Annotated in this window: 18 protein-coding genes and 1 tRNA gene; 16 read left to right on the forward strand and 3 right to left on the reverse strand. The window is 44.4% G+C overall.

Going from position 1 to position 22,128, the window contains the following annotated elements:
- Nucleotides 1–23 precede the first annotated feature (23 nt).
- The 4 genes from ilvB (at nucleotide 24) to WJQ40_RS05995 (ending at nucleotide 5,467) form a co-directional block, all read left to right on the forward strand.
- Nucleotides 24–1,697 (forward strand): biosynthetic-type acetolactate synthase large subunit, encoded by a 1,674-nt coding sequence (gene ilvB, locus WJQ40_RS05980; protein WP_337538641.1) that lies wholly within the window; start codon nucleotides 24–26, stop codon nucleotides 1,695–1,697.
- Nucleotides 1,697–3,100, forward strand: coding sequence for a L,D-transpeptidase family protein (locus WJQ40_RS05985; protein WP_337538644.1), 1,404 nt, complete (start codon nucleotides 1,697–1,699; stop codon nucleotides 3,098–3,100). Before ilvB ends, WJQ40_RS05985 begins: the two co-directional genes overlap by 1 nt.
- Before the next feature lie 105 nt (nucleotides 3,101–3,205).
- On the forward strand, nucleotides 3,206–4,297 hold the full coding sequence (serC, locus tag WJQ40_RS05990) for a 3-phosphoserine/phosphohydroxythreonine transaminase (RefSeq protein ID WP_118796917.1): 1,092 nt from the start codon (nucleotides 3,206–3,208) through the stop codon (nucleotides 4,295–4,297).
- A gap of 6 nt (nucleotides 4,298–4,303) precedes the next feature.
- A complete protein-coding gene (locus WJQ40_RS05995; RefSeq protein ID WP_118796918.1) occupies nucleotides 4,304–5,467 on the forward strand; it encodes a phosphoglycerate dehydrogenase in 1,164 nt (387 codons plus the stop codon).
- Nucleotides 5,468–5,584: 117 nt separating this feature from the next.
- On the opposite strand, the gene WJQ40_RS06000 is transcribed toward WJQ40_RS05995, so the two are convergent.
- Complete coding sequence (locus WJQ40_RS06000) at nucleotides 5,585–5,881, reverse strand: hypothetical protein (protein WP_118796919.1); 297 nt, start codon at nucleotides 5,879–5,881, stop codon at nucleotides 5,585–5,587.
- A 142-nt stretch (nucleotides 5,882–6,023) separates the two neighbouring features.
- Between WJQ40_RS06000 and glgB the strand changes: the two genes are divergently transcribed.
- The 3 genes from glgB (at nucleotide 6,024) to WJQ40_RS06015 (ending at nucleotide 9,429) form a co-directional block, all read left to right on the forward strand.
- Nucleotides 6,024–8,444, forward strand: a complete 2,421-nt coding sequence (gene glgB, locus WJQ40_RS06005; RefSeq protein WP_337538647.1) for a 1,4-alpha-glucan branching protein GlgB — start codon at nucleotides 6,024–6,026, stop codon at nucleotides 8,442–8,444.
- Nucleotides 8,445–9,305: a mechanosensitive ion channel domain-containing protein gene (locus WJQ40_RS06010; protein WP_337538648.1), complete on the forward strand. Its 861-nt coding sequence runs from the start codon at nucleotides 8,445–8,447 to the stop codon at nucleotides 9,303–9,305.
- A gap of 51 nt (nucleotides 9,306–9,356) precedes the next feature.
- Nucleotides 9,357–9,429 (forward strand) — tRNA-Thr (locus WJQ40_RS06015).
- Between the two features lie 14 nt (nucleotides 9,430–9,443).
- Here WJQ40_RS06015 and WJQ40_RS06020 read toward each other — a convergent pair.
- Together WJQ40_RS06020 and WJQ40_RS06025 are read right to left on the reverse strand one after the other, a co-directional pair.
- Nucleotides 9,444–10,268 carry an ABC transporter permease gene (locus tag WJQ40_RS06020; RefSeq protein WP_118796920.1) on the reverse strand — a complete coding sequence of 275 codons (825 nt, stop codon included), beginning with the start codon at nucleotides 10,266–10,268 and terminating at the stop codon, nucleotides 9,444–9,446.
- Nucleotides 10,246–11,016: an ABC transporter ATP-binding protein gene (locus WJQ40_RS06025; RefSeq protein ID WP_118796921.1), complete on the reverse strand. Its 771-nt coding sequence runs from the start codon at nucleotides 11,014–11,016 to the stop codon at nucleotides 10,246–10,248. The genes WJQ40_RS06020 and WJQ40_RS06025 overlap by 23 nt, the downstream gene beginning before the upstream one ends.
- A gap of 174 nt (nucleotides 11,017–11,190) precedes the next feature.
- Here WJQ40_RS06025 and argH point away from each other — a divergent pair, with 174 nt between their 5' ends.
- The 9 genes from argH (at nucleotide 11,191) to WJQ40_RS06070 (ending at nucleotide 22,060) form a co-directional block, all read left to right on the forward strand.
- Entirely contained in the window at nucleotides 11,191–12,570 is a 1,380-nt protein-coding gene (gene argH / locus WJQ40_RS06030) for an argininosuccinate lyase (protein WP_262573169.1), read from the forward strand.
- Nucleotides 12,571–12,589: 19 nt separating this feature from the next.
- Nucleotides 12,590–13,675: an aspartate-semialdehyde dehydrogenase gene (asd, locus tag WJQ40_RS06035; RefSeq protein ID WP_262573167.1), complete on the forward strand. Its 1,086-nt coding sequence runs from the start codon at nucleotides 12,590–12,592 to the stop codon at nucleotides 13,673–13,675.
- A gap of 40 nt (nucleotides 13,676–13,715) precedes the next feature.
- The gene (locus WJQ40_RS06040) at nucleotides 13,716–15,437 is read left to right on the forward strand and encodes a bifunctional diguanylate cyclase/phosphodiesterase (RefSeq protein ID WP_337538654.1); all 1,722 of its coding nucleotides are present in this window, start codon (nucleotides 13,716–13,718) and stop codon (nucleotides 15,435–15,437) included.
- Between the two features lie 19 nt (nucleotides 15,438–15,456).
- On the forward strand, nucleotides 15,457–16,818 hold the full coding sequence (locus WJQ40_RS06045; protein WP_337538657.1) for an ATP-binding protein: 1,362 nt from the start codon (nucleotides 15,457–15,459) through the stop codon (nucleotides 16,816–16,818).
- Entirely contained in the window at nucleotides 16,818–18,869 is a 2,052-nt protein-coding gene (locus tag WJQ40_RS06050; protein WP_337403789.1) for a DNA topoisomerase, read from the forward strand. The genes WJQ40_RS06045 and WJQ40_RS06050 overlap by 1 nt, the downstream gene beginning before the upstream one ends.
- Nucleotides 18,870–19,535, forward strand: coding sequence for a UDP-N-acetylglucosamine pyrophosphorylase (locus WJQ40_RS06055; protein ID WP_337538659.1), 666 nt, complete (start codon nucleotides 18,870–18,872; stop codon nucleotides 19,533–19,535).
- Nucleotides 19,536–19,665: 130 nt separating this feature from the next.
- Nucleotides 19,666–20,358 (forward strand): hypothetical protein, encoded by a 693-nt coding sequence (locus WJQ40_RS06060; protein WP_118796927.1) that lies wholly within the window; start codon nucleotides 19,666–19,668, stop codon nucleotides 20,356–20,358.
- A gap of 20 nt (nucleotides 20,359–20,378) precedes the next feature.
- On the forward strand, nucleotides 20,379–21,389 hold the full coding sequence (locus WJQ40_RS06065; protein WP_118796928.1) for a GGGtGRT protein: 1,011 nt from the start codon (nucleotides 20,379–20,381) through the stop codon (nucleotides 21,387–21,389).
- A gap of 92 nt (nucleotides 21,390–21,481) precedes the next feature.
- On the forward strand, nucleotides 21,482–22,060 hold the full coding sequence (locus tag WJQ40_RS06070) for an ECF-type riboflavin transporter substrate-binding protein (RefSeq protein WP_337538663.1): 579 nt from the start codon (nucleotides 21,482–21,484) through the stop codon (nucleotides 22,058–22,060).
- The last annotated feature ends 68 nt before the right edge of the window (nucleotides 22,061–22,128 follow it).

The following is a 22,128-nucleotide window of genomic DNA, read 5'->3' on the forward strand; positions in this document are numbered from 1 at the left end:
ATGAGCATGGAGGCAAATGAACTATGAAATTAACAGGAGCGGAGATCGTAGTTGCCTGCCTGAAGGAGCAGGAAGTAGATACTGTTTTCGGTTATCCGGGCGGTACGATCCTGAATGTATATGATGCTTTGTATAAACACAGTGATGAGATCAGACATATTCTGACATCTCATGAACAGGGGGCAGCCCATGCGGCAGACGGGTATGCCAGGGCTACAGGCAAGGTCGGTGTCTGCCTGGCAACCAGCGGACCTGGTGCAACCAATCTTGTTACCGGTATTGCAACGGCCTACATGGATTCTGTACCTATGGTAGCAATTACCTGTAATGTAAATCTTCCGCTCCTTGGAAAGGATTCCTTCCAGGAGGTAGATATTGCAGGCGTAACCATGCCGATCACAAAGCATGGGTATATTGTAAAGGATGTCAGTATTCTGGCAGATACCATCAGAAAGGCCTTTGCGATTGCAAGAAGTGGCCGGCCGGGACCGGTTCTTGTGGACATCACCAAGGATGTGACAGCGGCACAGTTTGAATATCAGGAGAAAAAGCCGGAAGCACTGCCTGTAAAGAAAAAATATGAGGAAGAAGATATAGAGAAGGCAGTAGCTCTGATGAAGGAAGCAAAAAAGCCATATATCTATGTAGGTGGCGGTGCTGTTATTTCTGGAGCCTACCAGGAAGTGCGGAAGCTGTCCGGGCTGCTGGATGCACCGGTATGTGATACCCTTATGGCGAAGGGTGTTATGGATGGACACAGTGACTATTATACCGGCATGATTGGTATGCATGGAACGAAGACCTCTAATTTCGGAGTAAGTGAATGTGACCTTCTGGTTGCCCTTGGTGCCAGATTCTCAGACAGAGTTGTAGGAAATGCTTCTGCCTTTGCAAAAAATGCGAAGGTATTACATATTGATATTGATGCGGCTGAGATCAATAAGAACATCCACAGTGATGCGTTTGTAGTCGGGGACCTGAAGGAAGTATTAACAAAGATCAATGAAAAACTGCCAGAGCAGGAACATCCGGAATGGATCGCTCATATAAAGGAATTAAAAGAGAAATATCCTCTTTCCTATGATCACAGTGTATTATCCTGCCCTTATATCATGGAGGAAATTGATAAGGCAACAGAAGGAAAAGCCATCATTACCACGGATGTCGGGCAGCATCAGATGTGGGCTGCCCAGTATTACAAATATACAGAGCCTAGAACCTTCTTATCTTCCGGCGGTCTTGGAACCATGGGGTATGGACTTGGAGCCTGCATCGGAGCCAAGTGCGGCAGACCGGAAAAAATCTGCATCAATATCGGCGGAGATGGATGCTTCCGTATGAATATGAATGAGCTTGCCACCGCAAGCCGCTATCAGATCCCGATCATCCAGGTGGTGATCAACAACCATGTGCTTGGTATGGTAAGACAATGGCAGACACTGTTCTATGAAAAAAGATATTCACAGACGGTTCTGGATGACGGCGTGGATTTCTGTATGGTTGCAAAGGGGCTTGGCTGCGAAGCCTTCCGTGTGACCACGAAGGAGGAATTTGATGAGGCGATCAGAAAGGCTATAGAGCTGAAAAAGCCGGTAGTGCTTGACTGCATGATCGGGGAGGATGACAAGGTATTCCCGATGGTTCCGGCAGGGGCACCTATCAGCGAAGCCTTTGACGCTTCTGATATGGAAGCATAATGAAAAATTCTGCATTAGTAAAAGGCTGCGTGATCGGATTTTCCATTGTGGCAGCGTCAGTGATTGGGTTTTATCTCTGGCTGTCTCATTATTATAAAGACGGCTTCAGTTATGGAACGTGGATTAACGGTGTTTACTGCACTGGCAAGAGCATTAATGAAATCAATGAGGAACTGCTTTCCGGCAGAGAACATGGAGGGCTTACTGTTCTGAAAAAGGATGGGGAGTCCTTCAGGATAAAGGCACAGGATATTTCGCTTACAGTTTCCTATACAGAGCCTCTCAGACTGTATCTGGACAGACAGAACCCCTATCTCTGGATCGACAATCTGATCGGTTCCGGTGGAAAAAAGGAACTGAAGCCACAGGTGGAGTATGATGCGGATATATTGGAGCAGATCCTGATGGATGCCGGAATTCCCAATGCTCCGTTAAAGACAGACGGCAAAGTCATGATCAGGAAAACAAAAGAAGGTTATGTTCTTGTGAATGAAAGAGAAGGACTTCTGAATGGGAAGAAGGCATGCCTGCTGATAGAGGATGCACTGGAAAACGGCGATACGGAGGTGGATCTGGCGGAAAATGAGTGCTATGAGGATCTGCCATTGACGGAGGAAATGGAGGAGAGTATTACTCTGTTTCAGAAAATATCTGATTTTCAGGACTGCAGGATCATTTACCAGATGGGAGATGATCAGGTGCCGGTAGATGCTTCCAGAGCCTGTGACTTTATAAAGTTGGATGAAAGCGGGAATTTTGTTCTGGATGAACAGGGAAATCTCTGTGCTGATGAAGAAGAGGTATTTGCCTTTGTAGACTGGCTTGCTGATGCCTATGATACAGTAGGGACAGAGCGTACCTTTCATGCTACAAGGGGAGATATCGTGAAGGTGGAAGGTGGGATCTATGGAAACCTGATCGACAGGGAAGCAGAGAAGGAGTATTTACTTGACGCTTTCCTTCAGAAGAAGGCAGAAATACATACGCCGGTCTATTCCCAGGTGGCCAGAAAACAGGGACTGGATGATATCGGGGACACCTACATTGAAGTGGATATGACAGAACAGAAGCTGTATTATTACGAAGAGGGAAAACTCCTGATCGATACTCCGGTGGTAACAGGAAATACATCTCTTCGGAGGGGAACTCCATGTGGAACCAATTATGTCTATGCCAAGCAGAAAAACAGGACTCTCCGGGGAGCTGATTATGAAAGCTTTGTCAGATACTGGATCCCGGTAAAGGGAGCGATCGGCATTCATGATGCGTCCTGGCGATCGGAATATGGAGGAGAAATCTATAAAAAGTCCGGTTCGCACGGCTGTATCAATACACCTCTCGATGAAGTGGCAAAGCTTTATGATCTGGTAGAGATAGGTACACCGTGTGTAATGTTTTACTAAAGCAGTTGACTAAAGTGTTAAATCGGTTTACAATAAGTGAAATATTTTATAATATTTTAAGATTTTCATATATGAGGGGATAACCCGTGACAGGAGGAAGAAAAAGTGGCCAGAGTGTATAACTTTTCAGCAGGTCCGGCAGTTTTACCTGAAGAAGTATTAAAAGAAGCTGCAGATGAAATGTTAGATTACAGAGGAACCGGTATGTCCGTGATGGAGATGAGTCACAGATCGAAGGCCTTTGAAACTATCATTAACGAAGCCGAGGCTGATCTGAGAGAGCTGATGAATATCCCTGATAATTATAAGGTGTTGTTTTTACAGGGAGGAGCAAGCCAGCAGTTCGCAATGATCCCTATGAATCTGATGAAGAACAGAAAGGCTGCTTATATTGTTACCGGTCAGTGGGCTAAAAAGGCATTTCAGGAGGCAAAGATCTATGGTGATGCCGTAGAGGTTGCATCTTCTGCAGATAAGACCTTTTCTTATATTCCGGATTGTTCTGATCTCCCGATTCCGGAGGATGCAGATTATGTTTATATCTGTGAAAATAATACCATTTATGGAACCAAATATAAAACACTTCCAAATACCAAGGGACATATTCTTGTTTCTGATGTATCATCATGCTTCTTATCAGAGCCTGTTGATGTAACAAAGTATGGTATAATCTATGGCGGTGTACAAAAGAACGTGGGACCTGCCGGTGTTGTTATTGTTATCATCAGGGAAGATCTGATCACAGAGGATGTTCTTCCCGGAACGCCTACCATGCTGAGATATAAGATTCATGCTGATGCAGGATCTCTTTATAATACACCTCCGGCTTATGGTATTTATATTTGCGGCAAGGTATTCAAGTGGCTGAAAAAACAGGGTGGTCTTGCAGCAATGAAGGAGCGCAACGAAAAGAAAGCAAAGATTCTGTATGATTTCCTGGATGAGAGCAAACTCTTTAAGGGAACAGTAAGAAAAGAAGACCGTTCCCTGATGAATGTACCTTTCGTAACAGGCGATGCTGATCTGGATGCCAAATTTGTTAAGGAAGCCAAGGAAGCTGGATTTGAAAACCTGAAAGGTCACAGAACAGTAGGCGGCATGCGTGCCAGCATTTACAATGCGATGCCGATCGAGGGCGTTGAAAAGCTTGTGGAATTCATGCGTGAATTTGAAAAAAATAACGGAAAAGAGGACTAGATCAGGATGTTTCAGTATTATTGTTTAAATCCCATTTCAAAGGTAGGCCTTGAGAAATTCTCGGATAGCTATACAAAGACAGAGACTGCAGAAGAGGCGGAAGGAATCCTTGTAAGAAGTGCTGCCATGCATGATATGGAGTTCTCGGATAAGCTGCTTTGTGTAGCAAGAGCAGGAGCCGGTGTCAATAATATTCCTCTTGACCGCTGTGCAGAAAAGGGGATTGTAGTATTCAATACTCCTGGCGCCAATGCCAATGGTGTGAAGGAACTGGTATTTGCAGGTATGCTGCTGGCATCAAGAGATATCATCGGCGGTATTAACTGGGTGATCTCTGATAAGGGTGATGAGAATATTGCCAAGGCTGCCGAGAAGGAAAAGAAGAAATTTGCCGGTACAGAGATTGAGGGCAAGAAGCTTGGTATCATCGGACTTGGTGCGATTGGTGTCAAAGTCGCAAACGCAGCAAAGCATCTTGGTATGGAAGTTTATGGATATGATCCTTATGTTTCCGTGGATGCAGCATGGAACTTAAGCCGTGATGTAAAGCATGTGCTGAATGTAGAGGATATTTATGAGAACTGCGATATCATCACCATTCATGTACCGCTTCTTGATTCCACCAAGGGCATGATCAATAAGGAAGCCATTTCCAAAATGAAGGATGGTGTGATCCTGCTGAACTTCGCAAGAGATCTTCTTGCAGATGAAAAAGATGTATTGGAAGGAATTAAAGCAGGAAAGATCAGAAAGTATGTATCTGATTTTCCAAATCCGACTACGGCAGGCCAGGAAGGCTGCATTGTCATTCCTCATCTTGGTGCTTCCACAGAAGAGTCAGAAGATAACTGTGCGAAGATGGCTGTGAAGGAAATGATGAACTATCTGGAGAATGGTAACATTGTAAACAGTGTGAATTATCCTTCTCTTGACATGGGTGTCTGCACACAGGCAGGCCGAGTGGCAATCTTCCATAAAAATATTGCCAATATGATCACAAAGTTTGCAGCATGCTTTGGTGATGAGGGAATCAATATCACAGATATGATGAACAAATCCAGAGGAGAGGTTGCTTATACCATGTTTGATCTGGAGAGTCCTGCAGAGCAGAAGATCATTGACAAGCTGCAGAGCATTGATGGTGTGTTCAGAGTCAGAGTAGTGAAATAAACAAAAATAAAACTGTTGTCATTTCGCCTGATGAAATGTTCCAACAGTTTTATTTTTGCTGTTAGTTATGCTTCTGACGGTATGACTCTTTGCCCGTAAAAGAAACTACTGCGAGGTTCAGATAGTCGGGAAGTCGATGGGGATGTTTCCTTTCTTTTCCTTCCCGGCCTTGCGGGCAAGGACTTCACTGGAGAGATCCATGTATCTGACAAAGATGTCTTCCAGGGCAACACCACGCTTTAAGGCAAGCTTACGCATAATGGGTTTTAATTTATCAAGCCGTTCTGACATTTTCATATCTTCCGGCTTCACATCTCCGATGACTTTTTCGGAGTAAGCAGTGATCTTCTGCATCAGTTCCTTATCGTCTCCGGTCAGAAAATCGAAGTCCTCAGGGGTGATTGGATCATACATAATTTCACTTCCTTTTTTATATATAGTAGGTAACAGATCCTGTATATTGTACCACTTGACCCTTGTACTGTACACCCATTTTTGATACACTGTAAGAACAGGTTGGATGGAAAATTCCGGAATGGAAAACAGGGGGATTATAATGGACAATAAATTATATAAGCTGATGAACTGGCCAAGAGTAGAAGGAATCATTTATTCAGAGGAGAACAGTCCGTTTGAGATACTGGGACCGCATCCGGCAGGACGGAATACACTGGTTCAGACCTTCTGGCCGGATGCCAAAGAAGTTTTTCTTGTTTCAGGGACGAAAAAGAAGCAGATGGAAATGGCTGATGAGGCCGGCTTCTTTGCCTGCCTGGTCAGCGGAAGGGACATGGCAGACTATCGGTATGAAGTGCACTATGATGATGAAAGAGGTATAAAGTCTGTGAAGGATGCTTACCGTTATCATCATGGATTGACAAAGCAGCAGATCGATAAGCTGAATGCAGGAATTCTGTATGATTCCTATGAGTTTCTTGGCGCACATCCCATGGAGATCGACGGGTGCCATGGTACTTTTTTTGCAGTTTATGCACCAAATGCCATCCGTGTCAGTGTAGTAGGTGATTTTAACTATTGGGATGGACGGATACACCAGATGCAGCTTTGCCGGGAAAGTGGTGTATATGAACTGTTTATCCCGGATGTAAAAGCAGGGGACTGCTATAAATACGAGATCAAATCTAAAGGAAATACAGTCGTTCTGAAGGCAGATCCCTATGCCTTCGGACAGCAGCTCCGTCCGGATACAGCTTCCATTGTCAGGAATATTTCTTATGAATGGTCGGACGAGGCATGGATGAAGGAGAGAAAGAAGCTTCAGCAGAAGGATGCTCCGGTCAGTGTGTACGAGCTTTATCTTGGAAGCTTCAAAAGAGGGGAAGATGGAGAGTACCTGAATTACCGGGCACTGGCACCCCTTGTTGCCTCCTATGCAAAGGATATGGGATATACCCACGTGGAACTAATGCCGGTAATGGAACATCCGCTGGATGCTTCCTGGGGATATCAGGTGATCGGATATTATGCACCTACGGCAAGATATGGCACAGCCGCAGATTTTAAATATTTTGTAGATATGCTTCATAAAGAAGGGATCGGGGTGATCCTTGACTGGGTTCCGGCACACTTTCCAAGAGATACTTATGGGCTTGGCAGATTTGATGGCACCTGTATTTATGAGCATGAGGATCCAAGAAAAGGGGCACATCCACATTGGGGTACACTGCTTTATAACTACGCCCGTCCGCAGGTATCCAATTATCTGATCTCCAACGCATTGTACTGGGTGAAGGAATATCATGCAGATGGGATCCGGATGGATGCCGTTGCCTCCATGCTGTATCTGGATTATGGCAAGAAGGAAGGAGAATGGATTCCCAATATTTATGGTGGCAATGAAAATCTGGACGCGGTGGAATTTTTAAAGCATCTGAATTCTATTATGAAAAAGAAAAATCCTGACGTGTATCTGATTGCAGAGGAATCTACAGCATGGCCGAAGGTGACCGGTGAGGTAGAGGAAGATGGACTTGGATTTTCCATGAAATGGAATATGGGATTCATGAATGATTATCTTTCCTATATCAGCTATGATCCATATTTCCGTGCCCATCATCATAATGAACTGACTTTCAGCATGGTGTATCAGTACAGCGAGAATTTTATGAGTGTATTTTCCCATGATGAAGTGGTGCATGGTAAGTCTACCATGATTGGTAAGATGCCGGGAAATAAAGAAGATAAATTTGCCAATCTGAGGCTTACCTATGCCTATATGATGACACATCCCGGAAAGAAGCTCCTGTTTATGGGACAGGATATTGCCGAATATAAGGAATTTGATGAAACAAGGCAGACGGAATGGGGGCTTTTGCAGTACCCTGAGCATAAGGGAATTTCAAAACTGGTGAAGGATCTGAATTTCCTGTACAAAAACAAACTTGCCTTGTATAAGAAGGATACGGATCCTGATGGATTTGAGTGGATCAACTGTATTTCCAGTGATAAATGTATGCTTTCTTTTGTGAGAAAAGCAGATAAACTGCAGGATATGATACTGGTAGTGGCAAATTTTGCAGGGATTGAACAGGAATTTACTGTGGGTGTACCTGCAGCTGGAAAATATAAGGAACTATTTACGACAGATGATAAAATATATGGCGGAAACAGTAGCCGGGTTACCAGAGCACAGGCAACGACAGAAGAGGAGGCGGACGGAAGGGAAAATTCCATTCATGTGGTGGTGCCATCACTTTCTCTTGTGATGTATTCCTATGCGCCTTATACGCAGAAGGAACTGGCAGAGATCGAGAGAAAGAAAGAAGCGGCGATGGCGAGAAGAAAAGCGAAAGAAGCCATGAAGGAGGCTGAGGAAGCTAGAAAAGAGGCTGATCTTGCAAGAGAAGAGGCAGGATTGGCACAGAAGAAGGCAGAAGCCGCAGAAGAAAGAGCTAAAGCTGCCATGGAAAGAGCAAAGGCTGCAGATAAGGAAGCACAGGAGAAGGAAAAGGCATAAATGGACGGAATTCAACAGATCGAACAGCTTGATATTGAAAACGTGGATCCCGGAGTGATCGAAAAATTCCTGCAGGAGCTGCCTGAAAAGGCATTTCATCTGGGACTTCGGATCGTACTTGCCATTCTTGCGCTGCTGATCGGCATGCAGCTGATCAGACTTGTCCGCAGTGTTATGAAACGGGGACTCAGAAGAGGGAAGGTAGAAGAAAATGCAATTCACTTTATTGATTCCTTTGTGAAATATGCACTGTGCTTTGTGCTGATCATTTTTATAGCTTCCTGGATGGGGGTTGATGCGACCAGCATTGTGGCGATCCTTGGTTCTGCCAGTGTGGCTATTGGTCTTGCCCTGCAGGGGAGTCTGAGCAATATGGCAGGAGGGATCCTGCTGCTCTGCCTGAAGCCCTTTGTTGTCGGTGACTATATCATGGATGCACAGGGGATGGAAGGTAGCGTGACTGCCATTGATGTTTTTTATACCCGCCTGCATACCTTTGATGATAAGGTGATTGTACTTCCGAATGGTACTCTGGCAAACGGAAGTATCATCAACTATACCAAAAGTGAGAAGAGACGGGTGGATATTCCTGTGGGGATTGCATATGAAGAAGATATCAGGAAAGCCCGTGAAGTATTGATGACCATGATCAAAGGGGATGAAGATGTGCTGAAAAAGGAGACAATGCGGGTGGTTGTGGACAGTCTTGCTGACAGCAGTGTTAATCTTGTGATCCACTGCTGGTGTAAGTCTGAGGATTACTGGCCGGTTAAGTGGAGGCTGACAGAAAATGCCAAGTATGCGCTGGATGATGCAGGTATTACCATACCCTTTCCACAGCTTGATATTCATACAAAATAACTCTTGCCAAAATAAAGGCTTGCCGTTATAATAGTTTTGTTGTGTTGACAGGCTGGAATGGCGCAGTTGGTAGCGCAACTGATTCGTAATCAGTAGGTCGAGGGTTCGAGTCCCTTTTCCAGCTTAAGAGGTCGGAAGTTATCCGGCCTCTTTTTTCTTATAAAGATGCTCCAGAAACTGAATGAACTGATACAGTCCCATGGCAATGACACAGAGGATCAGGATAGAAGTGATGACCATATTCAGCTGAAATACCTGAGTTCCATAGATGATCAGATATCCGAGACCCTGCCTGGCAGCCAGGAATTCCCCTATGATCACACCTACGAGAGAGAGGCCTACATTGACCTTCATATTGCTTAAAATAGCCGGTACAGAGGAGGGAAGCACCACCTTTAAAAGAGCGGTAAAACGGGTACCCCCAAGAGTTTCTATGAGCTTCAGCTTTTCAGGGTCTGTATTCCGGAAAGCAGTATACAGACTGATTATGGATCCGAAGAGAGCAACAGAGATCCCGGCAACGATGATAGTCGTCATACCACTGCCAAGCCATACGATCAGGAGAGGCGCCAGAGCGGATTTTGGCAGGCTGTTCAGGATGACAAGATAGGGTTCGGCAACTTCAGAAAGGGTTTTAAAGTACCACAGAAGAGTGGCGCTGATCAGTCCAAGGAGAGTTACGAGCAGAAAGCTGATCAGTGTTTCAAACAGGGTGATCCCTATATTTGAAAAAAAAGAACCGTTTTTTACCATAGCTGCAATGCAGGACAGGATCAGGGAGGGACTTGAAAAAAAGAAAGGATCAATCAGATGGGATCGGGAAGCAAATTCCCAGGCTGTAAGAAAAAGACACAGGATAAGAAAGCGGGAAAAGGTAACCATATGATGGTGATACCTGTGTTTTCTTAAAAAATCAATCTGGTTCTGACTGATCCCGGTTTTAATTTGTTTTTTGATATTCATCAGCGATCTCCTTCCAGAGAATTGAAAAATAGGAACTGAATTCCGGTGCATTCCGTGCTGCAAGTGGTGTCTGGTCTTTGAGTGTCAGGTGAATGGGGAGATCTTTTTTGATCCTGGCCGGACGTTTTGAAAGAACGATAATGCGATCAGCAAGAGAGATGGCTTCTGAAAGGTCGTGTGTGATCAGGATCGCTGTGATCTTACTGCTTTTGATAATACGTCCGATATCGGCAGACACCATCAGACGCGTCTGGTAGTCAAGAGCACTGAAGGGTTCATCTAACAGCAGAAGCTTTGGGTGCATCAGCATGGTCCGGATCAGAGCCGCACGCTGTTTCATGCCACCGGAAAGCTCACAGGGTCTTTTATACTGAAATTTATCAAGACCATAATCCTTCAGGAGTCTGTCAGCCAGCGTTTGGTGTTCAGAAGAGAGGATATGGTTGATTTCCGGTCCTAAAAGTACATTCCTGCGGATGCTGCGCCATTCAAAAAGATGATCCTGCTGAAGCATATAGCCGATCCTGCTCTTGTCTTCTATATTGATTATAATTTCTCCTTCTTCCGGGTGGCTTAAGCCAGCAATCAGTGACAGGAGAGTAGATTTGCCACAACCGCTTGGTCCGACAATGGACAGAAATTCTCCGGCCTGTACCTGAAAGGAGAGATTGGATAAAGCCAGGGTTTCACCACTGAGATTATGATAGGAATAACTGACATTACGACAGTCTAAAATTGGCTGATTCATACAGATTCCCTCCATGATTATAGTAATAGTTTATGAAAGATAAGGCTATTGGTGAAAGCAACGGGGATAAAATGATTGAAAATAAATATAAAATATGATAGTATCAAATTCAGATTTAATAAAATGGATATATTTATGAATAAGTGAAAATACGACCATTACAAGGAGGCTTTTATGGCACAGTTATGGGGTGGACGTTTTACCAAGCAGACGGATCAGATGGTATATGATTTCAATGCTTCCATCCGCTTTGACAAACGCCTTTTACAGCAGGATATCGAAGGCAGCATTGCCCATGTGGTCATGCTTGAAAAGCAGGGGATTCTGACCTGCGAGGAAAAGGATGCGATTGTAAAAGGACTGACAGAGATCAGGGAAGAGGTGGAGGCAGGCAGACTTGACATATCCACACAGTATGAAGACGTGCACAGCTTTGTGGAGGCAACGCTGATCGACAGAATCGGAGACGCCGGCAAGAAAATGCACACCGGAAGAAGCAGAAATGATCAGGTGGCTCTTGACATGAAGCTTTATGTAAGAGGAGAGGTGCTTGCAATCCAGGAAGAACTGAAGGAGCTGCTTACGACACTGCTTCATCTTATGGAGGATAATCTGGAAACCTATATGCCGGGATTTACCCATTTGCAGAAGGCACAGCCGACTACTCTTGCCCACCATATGGGAGCTTATTTTGAAATGTTCAAACGGGATGCCCAGAGACTTCAGGATATTTACAGAAGAATGAATTACTGTCCCCTTGGAGCAGGTGCATTTGCCGGAACTACTTATCCACTGGACCGTACCTATACAGCATCCCTTCTTGGATTTGAGGGTCCAACGCTGAACAGCATGGATTCTGTATCAGACAGAGATTATGTGATCGAATTTTTAAGTGCGCTTTCTACGATCATGATGCATCTTAGCCGTTTCTCGGAGGAGATCATTATCTGGAATTCCAATGAGTATCGCTTTGTGGAGGTAGATGATGCATTCTCTACCGGAAGCAGTATCATGCCGCAGAAAAAGAATCCGGATATAGCAGAGCTTGTCAGAGGAAAGACAGGACGTGTTTATGGGGCACTTGTCAGCATCCTGACAACGATGAAGGGACTTCCACTTGCCTATAATAAGGACATGCAGGAAGATAAGGAAGTCACCTTCGATGCGATTGATACAGTTAAGGACTGTCTGCGTTTATTTGATGGTATGCTTTCTACCATGAAGTTTAATCATGAAATTATGGAAAAGAGCGCCATGAAGGGGTTTACCAATGCGACAGACGCGGCAGACTATCTGGTCGGTAAAGGTGTTCCCTTCCGGGATGCCCATGGTATCATCGGACAGCTTGTGCTGCACTGCCTGGATAAGGGCTGTGCGATCGATGAACTGTCTATAGAGGAGCTTCAGAAGATCAGTCCGGTGTTTGAGGCGGATGTGTATGATGCCATCAGCTTAAAGACCTGTGTGGAAAAGAGGCTTACCACAGGAGGACCGGGAAGACAGGCCATGCTTGATGCGATTGAAATGCAGAAAGCATATCTTAATACACTATGAGGAGAGGAAGGAATTTATCATGAGTGACAAGTTAAAAGTAGGTATTTTAGGCGGAACAGGAATGGTAGGCCAGAGATTTATTTCTCTGCTTGAGAATCATCCCTGGTTTGAAGTGACAACCATTGCAGCAAGTGAAAGGTCAGCTGGCAAAACCTATGAGGAGGCAGTTGGGGACAGATGGAAAATGACAACCCCGATGCCGGAAGCGGTCAAGAAGATCGTGGTCATGAACGTCAATGAAGTAGAGAAGGTTGCTTCATCTGTAGATTTTGTGTTCAGCGCAGTGGATATGACCAAGGAAGAGATCAAAAAGATCGAAGAAGAATATGCTAAAACAGAGACACCTGTTGTTTCCAATAATTCAGCCCACCGCTGGACACCGGATGTTCCCATGGTAGTGCCGGAGATCAATCCGGAGCATTTCAAGGTGATCGAGTTTCAGAAGAAGAGACTGGGAACCAAGAGGGGATTTGTTGCCGTAAAGCCTAACTGCTCTATCCAGAGCTATGCACCGGTTCTTACTGCATGGAAGGAATTTGAGCCTTATGAAGTAGTAGCAACAACCTATCAGGCAATCTCAGGAGCAGGAAAGACATTTAAGGACTGGCCGGAGATGGTAGGAAATATCATTCCTTACATTGGCGGTGAAGAAGAAAAGAGCGAAAAGGAGCCTTTACGAATCTGGGGAGAGATCAAAGATGGTGTGATCGAACCGGCTAAGAGTCCTGTTATTACCTGCCAGTGTATCCGTGTTCCTGTATTGAATGGACATACAGCGGCTGTATTTGTAAAATTCAAGAAAAAGCCGACCAAGGAACAGCTGGTCGAAAAGCTGAGAAACTTCAGTGGACTTCCTCAGGAGCTGAAGCTTCCGAGTGCACCGGAACACTTTATCCAGTATCTGGAAGAGGACAACAGACCGCAGGTAAGCCTCGATGTTGATTATGAAAACGGTATGGGTATCAGCGTTGGACGTATCAGGGAAGACAGTGTTTACGACTGGAAGTTTGTAGGACTTTCCCACAATACAGTCAGAGGTGCAGCAGGCGGTGCTGTTCTCTGTGCAGAGCTGTTAAAGGCACAGGGATATATCACAAAGAAATAGAGATTAATGTTTATGAGGGGTTAAAAGGGAACTGGCATTCATGGAAGAGTTACGTTATCAGGTGGATTTACTGAACGCCTTGAATCAGAAGCTTGAAAAAGAAGAAAAAATGCTGAAACTGATCTGTGAGACATCGACCAGTGCTTTTGTATATGTCAATTTTGAAGATCATTATGTGAAGACAGTAGCCAACTGGGACTATCTTTTTAAAGGTGTGGAGATCAGGGAGATCAAGGATATCAGCAAGATTTACGGGGAAGTAGAAGAAAAATATGTCCTTCCGCTTAAGGAGCTTCTCTTCCTCGAAAAATCTGGAATACAGTCTGACAGTGCGATCGTAAGACTGAAGGAGGGAAAAACCTGGGTTGAGTGTGAGGTTTCCGTGATCTATGATCAGATGAATGTACCTACGGATAAGGTCATCCGTTTTAAAAATGTTTCCAAGATACAGAATCAGAACGATGAACTGACCTATATGGCATATTACGATGTTCTGACAGGACTGTACAACAGAAACTATTTTGTACGTCTTCTTGCCGATTTTGTAAGAAAAGCAGAAGACGAACAGAACATTGTTGCTGTCATGTTTGTAGATATTGATGATTTCAGAAAGATCAATGACGGTCTTGGCATTGTAGTTGGCGATGAAGTAGTACAGCAGTTTGGACAGTATCTGTCAGAATTTAACAGTGAGAATGTAGTTGTATCCCACTTTAATGCAGATATCTATTGTATTGCTATTTACAATCCATATGGAAACCGCAGTGTTGATTATATTTACGGGGCAATTGCTGAACGTGTAAAATCACCGTGGATCCTCAGTACTGGACAGGAGATCAGCATCAGTGTATCCATTGGTGTAGCAGAGTATCCGGAAGCGGCCAAATCTACCCTTGAACTGATCAACTGTGCAGAGATCGTCATGTTTAAGGCCAAAGAATCAGGAAAAACGTCTATTCAGTATTTTGATGCCCTGATCCTGAATGATTTCCTTCAGAATGTTGCTATTGAAAATAAGCTGAAGGATGCTGTATTTAACCAGAACTTTACGCTGAATTTCCAACCTCAGTATCATATTAAGGACAGAAAGCTGCGTGGAATGGAAGCGCTGATCCGCTGGAAGGACTCTGATGGAAAGATGATCAGTCCAGCGGTGTTTATTCCGATTGCCGAAAAGAACGGTGCCATTGTTCCAATCGGTACCTGGGTCGTAGAAGAGAGTATCCGCTGCTTTGCAGACTGGAAAAAGAAATATACAGGACATTTTGTCCTGTCGTTGAATATCTCTGCGATCCAGTATAAGAAGACGGATTTTGTAGATATCGTGATGCAGATCATCCGTAAATATGATGTAGATCCACACGAGATCGAACTTGAGATCACAGAAAGCGTATTGATTGATAATTTTGCAGAAATGACAGAGAAGCTCTGCGTTCTGCGTGAATATGGCTTCCGTATTTCCCTAGATGACTTTGGAACAGGATATTCTTCCTTATCCTACTTGAAAGGTCTTCCGATCGATACTTTGAAAATTGATAAAAGCTTTGTGGATGCAATGCTTGTAGATGACAATGCAAGGATTATTACAGAATCTATTGTATATATGGTCAGGAAGCTGGGGTTTGAGACAATAGCAGAGGGTGTTGAGACTAATGAACAGTTTGAATATCTGAAATCCATAGAATGTGACTGTATTCAAGGATTCCTTCTTGGAAAACCGATACCGAAAGATGAGGTAGAAAAGCTTCTGCTCAGAAGCTGATTCAGAGGACGGCAAGAGCATGGTTTTAGGACGTACTGTTGAACTGAATTATCTGAATACTTATTTTGATAAGGCGGGAAGCCAGCTGATGATTGCCTATGGAGAGCGTGGAACAGATAAACTTGCTCTCCTTATGGAGTTTGCAGACGGAAAGCCTTTTCATTATTACCGGGCCAGACCGGCATCCTTAAAAGAACAGCTGATCCAATGGAACAGGGAGCTTTGGGAACAGTCCGGTATTTCAAAAGATAGCATTTCTTTTTTTGGGTTATTGAATTCCCTTTCAGAAAAACAAAAGAAAAAAATAGTGGTGATCATAGACGAATTTCAGCTTATGATCCGTGAGAATGGCTCTTTTATGGAAGAGCTTATTCGTTATCTGCATAAAAAAGAACAGGAAGAGGGAGTCATGGTTATTTTGTGCAGTTCCCAGGTTAGCTTTGTAGAAAACAGCCTGATTTCCAAAATTGGAGCTGCAGCCTATGAGATTACAGGCTTTCTAAAGATCAAGGAGCTGCCTTTTTCCTGTATAGGAGAATATTTTCCTGCGTTTTCCAGACAGGAATGCATAGAAGCTTATTCGGTTCTTGGCGGTATGCCCGGTCTATGGAAATATTTTGATGATAAACTGTCTGTCAGGGAAAATATATGCAGAACGATTCTGAATCCGGAAAGTGGTCTGTATACAGAAGGAAGAAGAGAAATGGAAGAACAGCTCCGGGAGACAGGAGTTTATGATACCATTTTGTCGGCTCTTTCATCCGGACAAAAGAAGCTGAATGATCTCTATCGGCATACCGGGTTTTCAAGGGCCAAGATCAGCGTTTATCTGAAGAATCTCATGGAACTGGAAATTGCAGAAAAAGTATTTTCCTATGATACAGAAGGAAAAGCGGCGGCACAGAAAGGAATCTACCGGATTTCCAATCATTTTCTGCATTTTTATTATAAGTTTATATATCAGAATGCAAGCGGCCTGCAGAGACTTCCGGCAGATATGTTTTATGAGAGATATATTGCACCAGGGCTGAGAACTTACACTGCAGATTATTTCAAAAAGATCTGTATGCAGAGTCTGCAGATGTGGTCAGAAAATGGGAAACTTCCTTTCAGGGCAGAAGAATTTGGAGAATGGGTCGGCAAGTTTGGGAATATTGATCTGATCGCAAAGGGCGAAGGAAAGACACTGATCGGACTGTGCAATTATGAAAATGAGGTTTTCAGATATGATGATTATGAATGGCTGCTGTTCTGTGCAAAGAAGGCACAGCTCTCAGTCGATTATGTATATCTGTTTTCAGTGACAGATTTTGAGGATGCATTGAACAGAGAATCAAAACAGAAGGAATATTTGCGTTTACTGACGCTGGATGAAATATAATGGGGAAAAATTTGTTTATTGCGGAGAAGCCCAGTGTGGCAAGGGAATTCGCAAGAGTGCTGCAATTAAATACCAGTAACCGGGATGGCTATATGGAATCTGACCAGGCAATCGTTACCTGGTGTGTTGGACATCTGGTTACCATGAGTTATCCGGAAGTATATGATGAAAAATATAAAAGGTGGTCTTTTGATACGATTCCTTTTATCCCGGATCGGTTTAAATATGAGGTCATAGATAGTGTAAAGAAGCAGTTTCAGATCGTAAGCGGACTTCTGAACCGGGCAGATGTCGATACTATTTATGTCTGCACGGACTCCGGACGTGAGGGAGAATACATATACAGACTTGTGGAACAGGAAGCCCATGTGACGGGGAAAATCCGGAAGCGTGTGTGGATCGATTCCCAGACAGAGGAAGAGATAAAGCGTGGCATCCGGGAAGCCAGGGATCTGTCAGCTTATGATGCACTCGGAGCGGCAGCTTATCTGCGTGCCAAGGAAGATTACCTTATGGGTATCAACTTTTCCAGGGCACTGACACTGAAATATGGAAACGGGATCAAAGGATTCCTGAAAGCTGACCGGGCAGTGGTTTCCGTAGGGCGTGTTATGACCTGTGTCCTTGGAATGGTAGTGAAGAGAGAACGTGAGATCCGGGATTTTGTGAAAACACCATTTTACCGTGTGGTGATGGATATGGAAATCCAGGGAAGAAGCCTCGTCTGTGACTGGAAGGCAACGGAAAAGAGCCGTTATTTTAATTCGCCTCTCCTTTATAAAGAAAATGGTTTCAAGGAAGAGAAGGATGCCAGGGAGCTGATCTGCTTCCTGACAGAAGAGCCGACAGAAGATATGACAGTGGATGCGGTAGAAAAGAAAAAAGAAACCAAGAATCCACCGCTTCTTTATAACCTCGCGGAACTGCAGAATGACTGCTCCAAGTTTTTCAAGATCAGTCCGGATGAAACACTGCGGATCGCCCAGGAGCTTTATGAAAAGAAGATGACGACCTATCCGAGAACGGACGCCAGAGTGCTTTCCAGTGCGGTAGCTAAGGAAATCCATAAAAATATCCGTGGGATCCAGAATTATGAGGTCTGCAGCCAGCTTGCTGCGGAAGTCCTTTCTTCAAACAAAATTGCAGGGATTGCAAAGAGCCGTTATGTGAATGACAAGCAGATCACCGATCACTATGCCATTATCCCTACCGGTCAGGGACTTTCCGCACTCCGTTCCCTGAATCCTACAGCGCAGAAGGTATATGAGATCATAGTAAGGCGTTTCTTAAGCATTTTTTATCCGCCGGCCATTTACCGGAAGGTATCCCTGACACTGAACCTGAAGGGAGAACAGTTCTTTGCCAGCTTCAAGGTGCTGGAAGAGGAAGGCTATCTGAAAGCTGCCAGAGCTTCTTTTTTTAATGCAAAGAAGAAGCAGGCTGAGAATGAGGAAGAGGATAAACAGGAAAACGGCGAACAGGAGAATGAGGATTTTGATATCGGATTCCTGAAAGCACTTCATGACCTGAAAAAGGGAGATCATCTGCCGGTGGGAACACTGGAAGTCAAGGAAGGGGAAACCTCTCCTCCCAAGCGCTATAATTCAGGAAGCATGATCCTGACCATGGAAAATGCAGGCCAGTTTATCGAGGATGAAGAGCTGCGTTCCCAGATCAAGGGAAGCGGGATCGGAACCTCTGCCACAAGAGCCGAGATCCTGAAAAAGCTGTTTAATATTAATTATCTGTCCCTGAACAAGAAGACTCAGATCATCACCCCAACCCTGATGGGAGAAATGATCTACGAGGTGGTTGGCAACTCCATAAGACCGCTCCTTGACCCGGCTCTTACCGCAAGCTGGGAAAAAGGTTTGACTATGGTGGCAGAAGGTACTATAACAGAAGAAGAGTACATGAAAAAGCTTGATGATTTTGTCCGCAGAAGGACAAATGTGGTGAAACAGCTGAATAACCAGTCATCCCTGACAAGACGGTATCAGGAGGTGGCCAGAAATTATTCATCAAAGGGAAGTGCACAGAAAGGAAAATAAATGGAAGAATTTAAAATCAGTAATCTTTATGACCTGAATGAAACAATCGCAGCAGAGCTGCTTCAGACAGCAGAGTATCCATGGGAGCTTCTGCCGAAGATCAGTGCGTTTATCCTGGAGCTTGGAGCAAAGCTTCCAAAGGATACCTATACGGAGATCAAAGAGCATGTATGGGTGGCAGACAGTGCTACCATCGCACCTACAGCGTGTATTAACGGACCTGCTATTATTGATGAGGATGCAGAAGTAAGACATTGTGCCTTTATCAGAGGAAATGCCATTGTGGGAAAGGGTGCTGTAGTGGGTAATTCCACAGAGCTTAAAAATGTCATCCTGTTTAACAAGGTACAGGTACCGCATTATAACTATGTAGGGGACAGTATCCTTGGATTTAAGGCGCATATGGGAGCCGGCTCCATTACCTCCAATGTCAAGAGTGACAAGACATTGGTTGTTGTGAAAAACCAGGAGGAAAGAGTGGAGACAGGACTGAAGAAATTTGGCGCCATGCTGGGGGATCATGTAGAGGTTGGCTGCAACAGTGTACTGAATCCCGGTACTGTGATCGGAAGAGAAAGCAACATATATCCGACCTCCATGGTAAGGGGCTGCGTTCCCGCGCACAGCATTTTCAAAAAGACCGGAGAAATTGTTGCCAAGAGATAAAAAATTATCAAAAGTACTGGATTTTTTACCAGACTTATGAGAAAATATGTGTTGTGATTATGACAAAATATTCACAAATAGTGGGTGTTTTGTTAGAAAAATACATCTATATGTTGAAAGGAGTTTTCACATGATTTATTCAAAAGAAGTTGAAGAAATGTGTACAGTAGCACAGGGCGTTCATCATGGCTGTGCGCCAATTCCCGAAGAAGCAAAATGGGTACAGGCTAAAAAAGTGGAAGACATTTCCGGTTTGACACATGGTGTAGGCTGGTGTGCACCTCAGCAGGGTGCCTGCAAGCTGACACTGAACGTTAAGGAAGGCATTATCCAGGAAGCACTGGTTGAGACGATCGGATGCTCAGGTATGACACACTCCGCAGCTATGGCTGCAGAAATCCTTCCCGGATTAACCGTTATGGAAGCTTTAAACACTGACCTCGTATGCGATGCAATCAACACCGCTATGAGAGAATTATTCTTACAGATCGTTTACGGTCGTTCCCAGAGTGCATTCTCTGAAGAAGGACTTCCGATCGGTGCTGGTCTTGAAGACCTTGGTAAGGGACTGAGAAGCCAGGTTGGTACTATGTATGGTACTCTGAAGAAAGGTCCCCGTTATCTGGAAATGGCAGAAGGTTATGTAACCGGAATCGCCCTTGATGCAGATAATGAGATCATTGGTTACAAGTTCGTTAATCTTGGTAAGATGACAGACTTCATCAAGAAGGGTGACGATCCGACTACCGCTTATGAGAAATCCTGCGGACAGTACGGACGTGTTGATGACGCTGTTAAGATTATCGATCCCAGAAAAGAATAATTCATAGGAGGAATGAGAAAATGGCTTTATTTGAATCATATGAAAGAAGAATTGATAAAATCACTTCTGTATTAAACTCTTACGGCATTTCTTCTATTGAAGAGGCTGAGAAGATCACAAAGGACGCTGGACTTAACGTATATGACCAGGTTAAGAAGATCCAGCCTATCTGCTTTGAGAACGCATGCTGGGCATACACAGTAGGTGCAGCAATCGCAATCAAGAAGAACTGCAGAAAGGCTTCTGAAGCTGCAGCAGCAATCGGTGAAGGACTTCAGGCTTTCTGTATTCCCGGATCTGTAGCTGATACCCGTAAGGTTGGTCTTGGACATGGTAACCTTGGTAAGATGCTTCTGGAAGAGGATACTGACTGCTTCGCTTTCCTTGCAGGACATGAGTCATTCGCAGCAGCAGAAGGTGCGATCGGTATCGCTGAGAAGGCAAACAAGGTTCGTCAGAAACCTCTTCGTGTTATCCTGAACGGTCTTGGAAAGGATGCTGCAAAGATCATTTCCAGAATCAATGGATTTACATTTGTAGAAACAGAATATGATCCTTACACAAACACTGTTAAGGAAGTATATCGTAAGGCATACTCCGAGGGACTTCGTGCAAAGGTTAACTGCTATGGTGCAAACTCCGTTCCGGAAGGTGTTGCTATCATGTGGAAGGAGAACGTAGACGTATCCATTACCGGTAACTCTACCAACCCTACAAGATTCCAGCATCCTGTTGCAGGTACTTACAAGAAGGAAAGAATTGAAGCAGGAAAGAAGTACTTCTCTGTAGCATCCGGTGGTGGTACAGGACGTACACTTCATCCTGATAACATGGCTGCAGGTCCTGCATCCTATGGCTTCACAGATACATTAGGACGTATGCATTCCGATGCACAGTTCGCAGGTTCTTCATCCGTTCCGGCACACGTTGAAATGATGGGTCTGATCGGTATGGGCAACAACCCGATGGTTGGTGCAACCGTAGCTGTAGCTGTTGCCGTACAGGAAGCAGCTGACGCTGGCAAGTTCTAATAAGACAGTACTTTTTGAAAGGGTTTTGAGAATGCCTCAAAGCCCTTTCTTATAGAAAAACTCACAGAAACATTTCTTAGGAGGAAAGAGATATGAAAGAGAGCAAATGGAAACAGTTCCTTGGTGTTTGGAATACCAAGACAATTGTAGGTGTGGCGATCGGAGCAGCGCTGTTTGGTGTACTGATGGTATTTGGAGGAATCAAGATCTTTTCTAATACTTCCCTGACATCTGCTATGGTAGTTGTAGTTGTTGTAGCTGCTCTGTTCGGACCTGTTCCGGCAGCACTGACAGCAGGTATCGGTAACGTGATCGCCGATCTGATCGGTGGCTGGGGCTTCTGGTTTGACTGGTCATTTGGAAACCTTGTTCTTGGTCTGTTTGTGGGACTGCTCCCCTTATATGGTGCCAAGATTTCAGAAGGAATCTTTAAAGTAAAGCATGCTATTATTTATGTAATCACCTGTATTGTAGGTAATATTGTTGCATTCGGTCTGGTAACACCACTTCTGACAAGCCTTTTCTATTCCCAGGAGCTGGCCATCACATGGCTGCAGGCAGCATCTGCTATCGTATCCAATGGTGTCGTACTGATCGTGATCGGTATTCCTTTCCTGTTCCTTCTTGCAAAAAGAAATGCAAGCAAGACAAACCTGAAGAAAGAAGACTAATGCTGGCAGCTAATGTCAGAGCTTTACTGAAGAAGGCGGGATATCAGAGATCCTGTAAGAATCTGGTA

Origin of the sequence: Suilimivivens sp. (assembly GCF_037359455.1) — a bacterium.
GTDB lineage: Bacteria > Bacillota > Clostridia > Lachnospirales > Lachnospiraceae > Suilimivivens > Suilimivivens aceti.

Excerpts from the sequence above, each read along its gene's own strand:
- ilvB (WP_337538641.1), top strand. The coding sequence starts at position 24 with ATGAAATTAACAGGAGCGGAGATCGTAGTTGCCTGCCTGAAGGAGCAG.
- WJQ40_RS05985 (WP_337538644.1), top strand. The coding sequence starts at position 1,697 with ATGAAAAATTCTGCATTAGTAAAAGGCTGCGTGATCGGATTTTCCATT.
- WJQ40_RS05995 (WP_118796918.1), top strand. The coding sequence starts at position 4,304 with ATGTTTCAGTATTATTGTTTAAATCCCATTTCAAAGGTAGGCCTTGAG.
- WJQ40_RS06000 (WP_118796919.1), bottom strand. The coding sequence starts at position 5,881 with ATGTATGATCCAATCACCCCTGAGGACTTCGATTTTCTGACCGGAGAC.
- glgB (WP_337538647.1), top strand. The coding sequence starts at position 6,024 with ATGGACAATAAATTATATAAGCTGATGAACTGGCCAAGAGTAGAAGGA.
- WJQ40_RS06010 (WP_337538648.1), top strand. The coding sequence starts at position 8,445 with ATGGACGGAATTCAACAGATCGAACAGCTTGATATTGAAAACGTGGAT.
- WJQ40_RS06020 (WP_118796920.1), bottom strand. The coding sequence starts at position 10,268 with ATGAATATCAAAAAACAAATTAAAACCGGGATCAGTCAGAACCAGATT.
- WJQ40_RS06025 (WP_118796921.1), bottom strand. The coding sequence starts at position 11,016 with ATGAATCAGCCAATTTTAGACTGTCGTAATGTCAGTTATTCCTATCAT.
- argH (WP_262573169.1), top strand. The coding sequence starts at position 11,191 with ATGGCACAGTTATGGGGTGGACGTTTTACCAAGCAGACGGATCAGATG.
- asd (WP_262573167.1), top strand. The coding sequence starts at position 12,590 with ATGAGTGACAAGTTAAAAGTAGGTATTTTAGGCGGAACAGGAATGGTA.
- WJQ40_RS06040 (WP_337538654.1), top strand. The coding sequence starts at position 13,716 with ATGGAAGAGTTACGTTATCAGGTGGATTTACTGAACGCCTTGAATCAG.
- WJQ40_RS06045 (WP_337538657.1), top strand. The coding sequence starts at position 15,457 with ATGGTTTTAGGACGTACTGTTGAACTGAATTATCTGAATACTTATTTT.
- WJQ40_RS06050 (WP_337403789.1), top strand. The coding sequence starts at position 16,818 with ATGGGGAAAAATTTGTTTATTGCGGAGAAGCCCAGTGTGGCAAGGGAA.
- WJQ40_RS06055 (WP_337538659.1), top strand. The coding sequence starts at position 18,870 with ATGGAAGAATTTAAAATCAGTAATCTTTATGACCTGAATGAAACAATC.
- WJQ40_RS06060 (WP_118796927.1), top strand. The coding sequence starts at position 19,666 with ATGATTTATTCAAAAGAAGTTGAAGAAATGTGTACAGTAGCACAGGGC.
- WJQ40_RS06065 (WP_118796928.1), top strand. The coding sequence starts at position 20,379 with ATGGCTTTATTTGAATCATATGAAAGAAGAATTGATAAAATCACTTCT.
- WJQ40_RS06070 (WP_337538663.1), top strand. The coding sequence starts at position 21,482 with ATGAAAGAGAGCAAATGGAAACAGTTCCTTGGTGTTTGGAATACCAAG.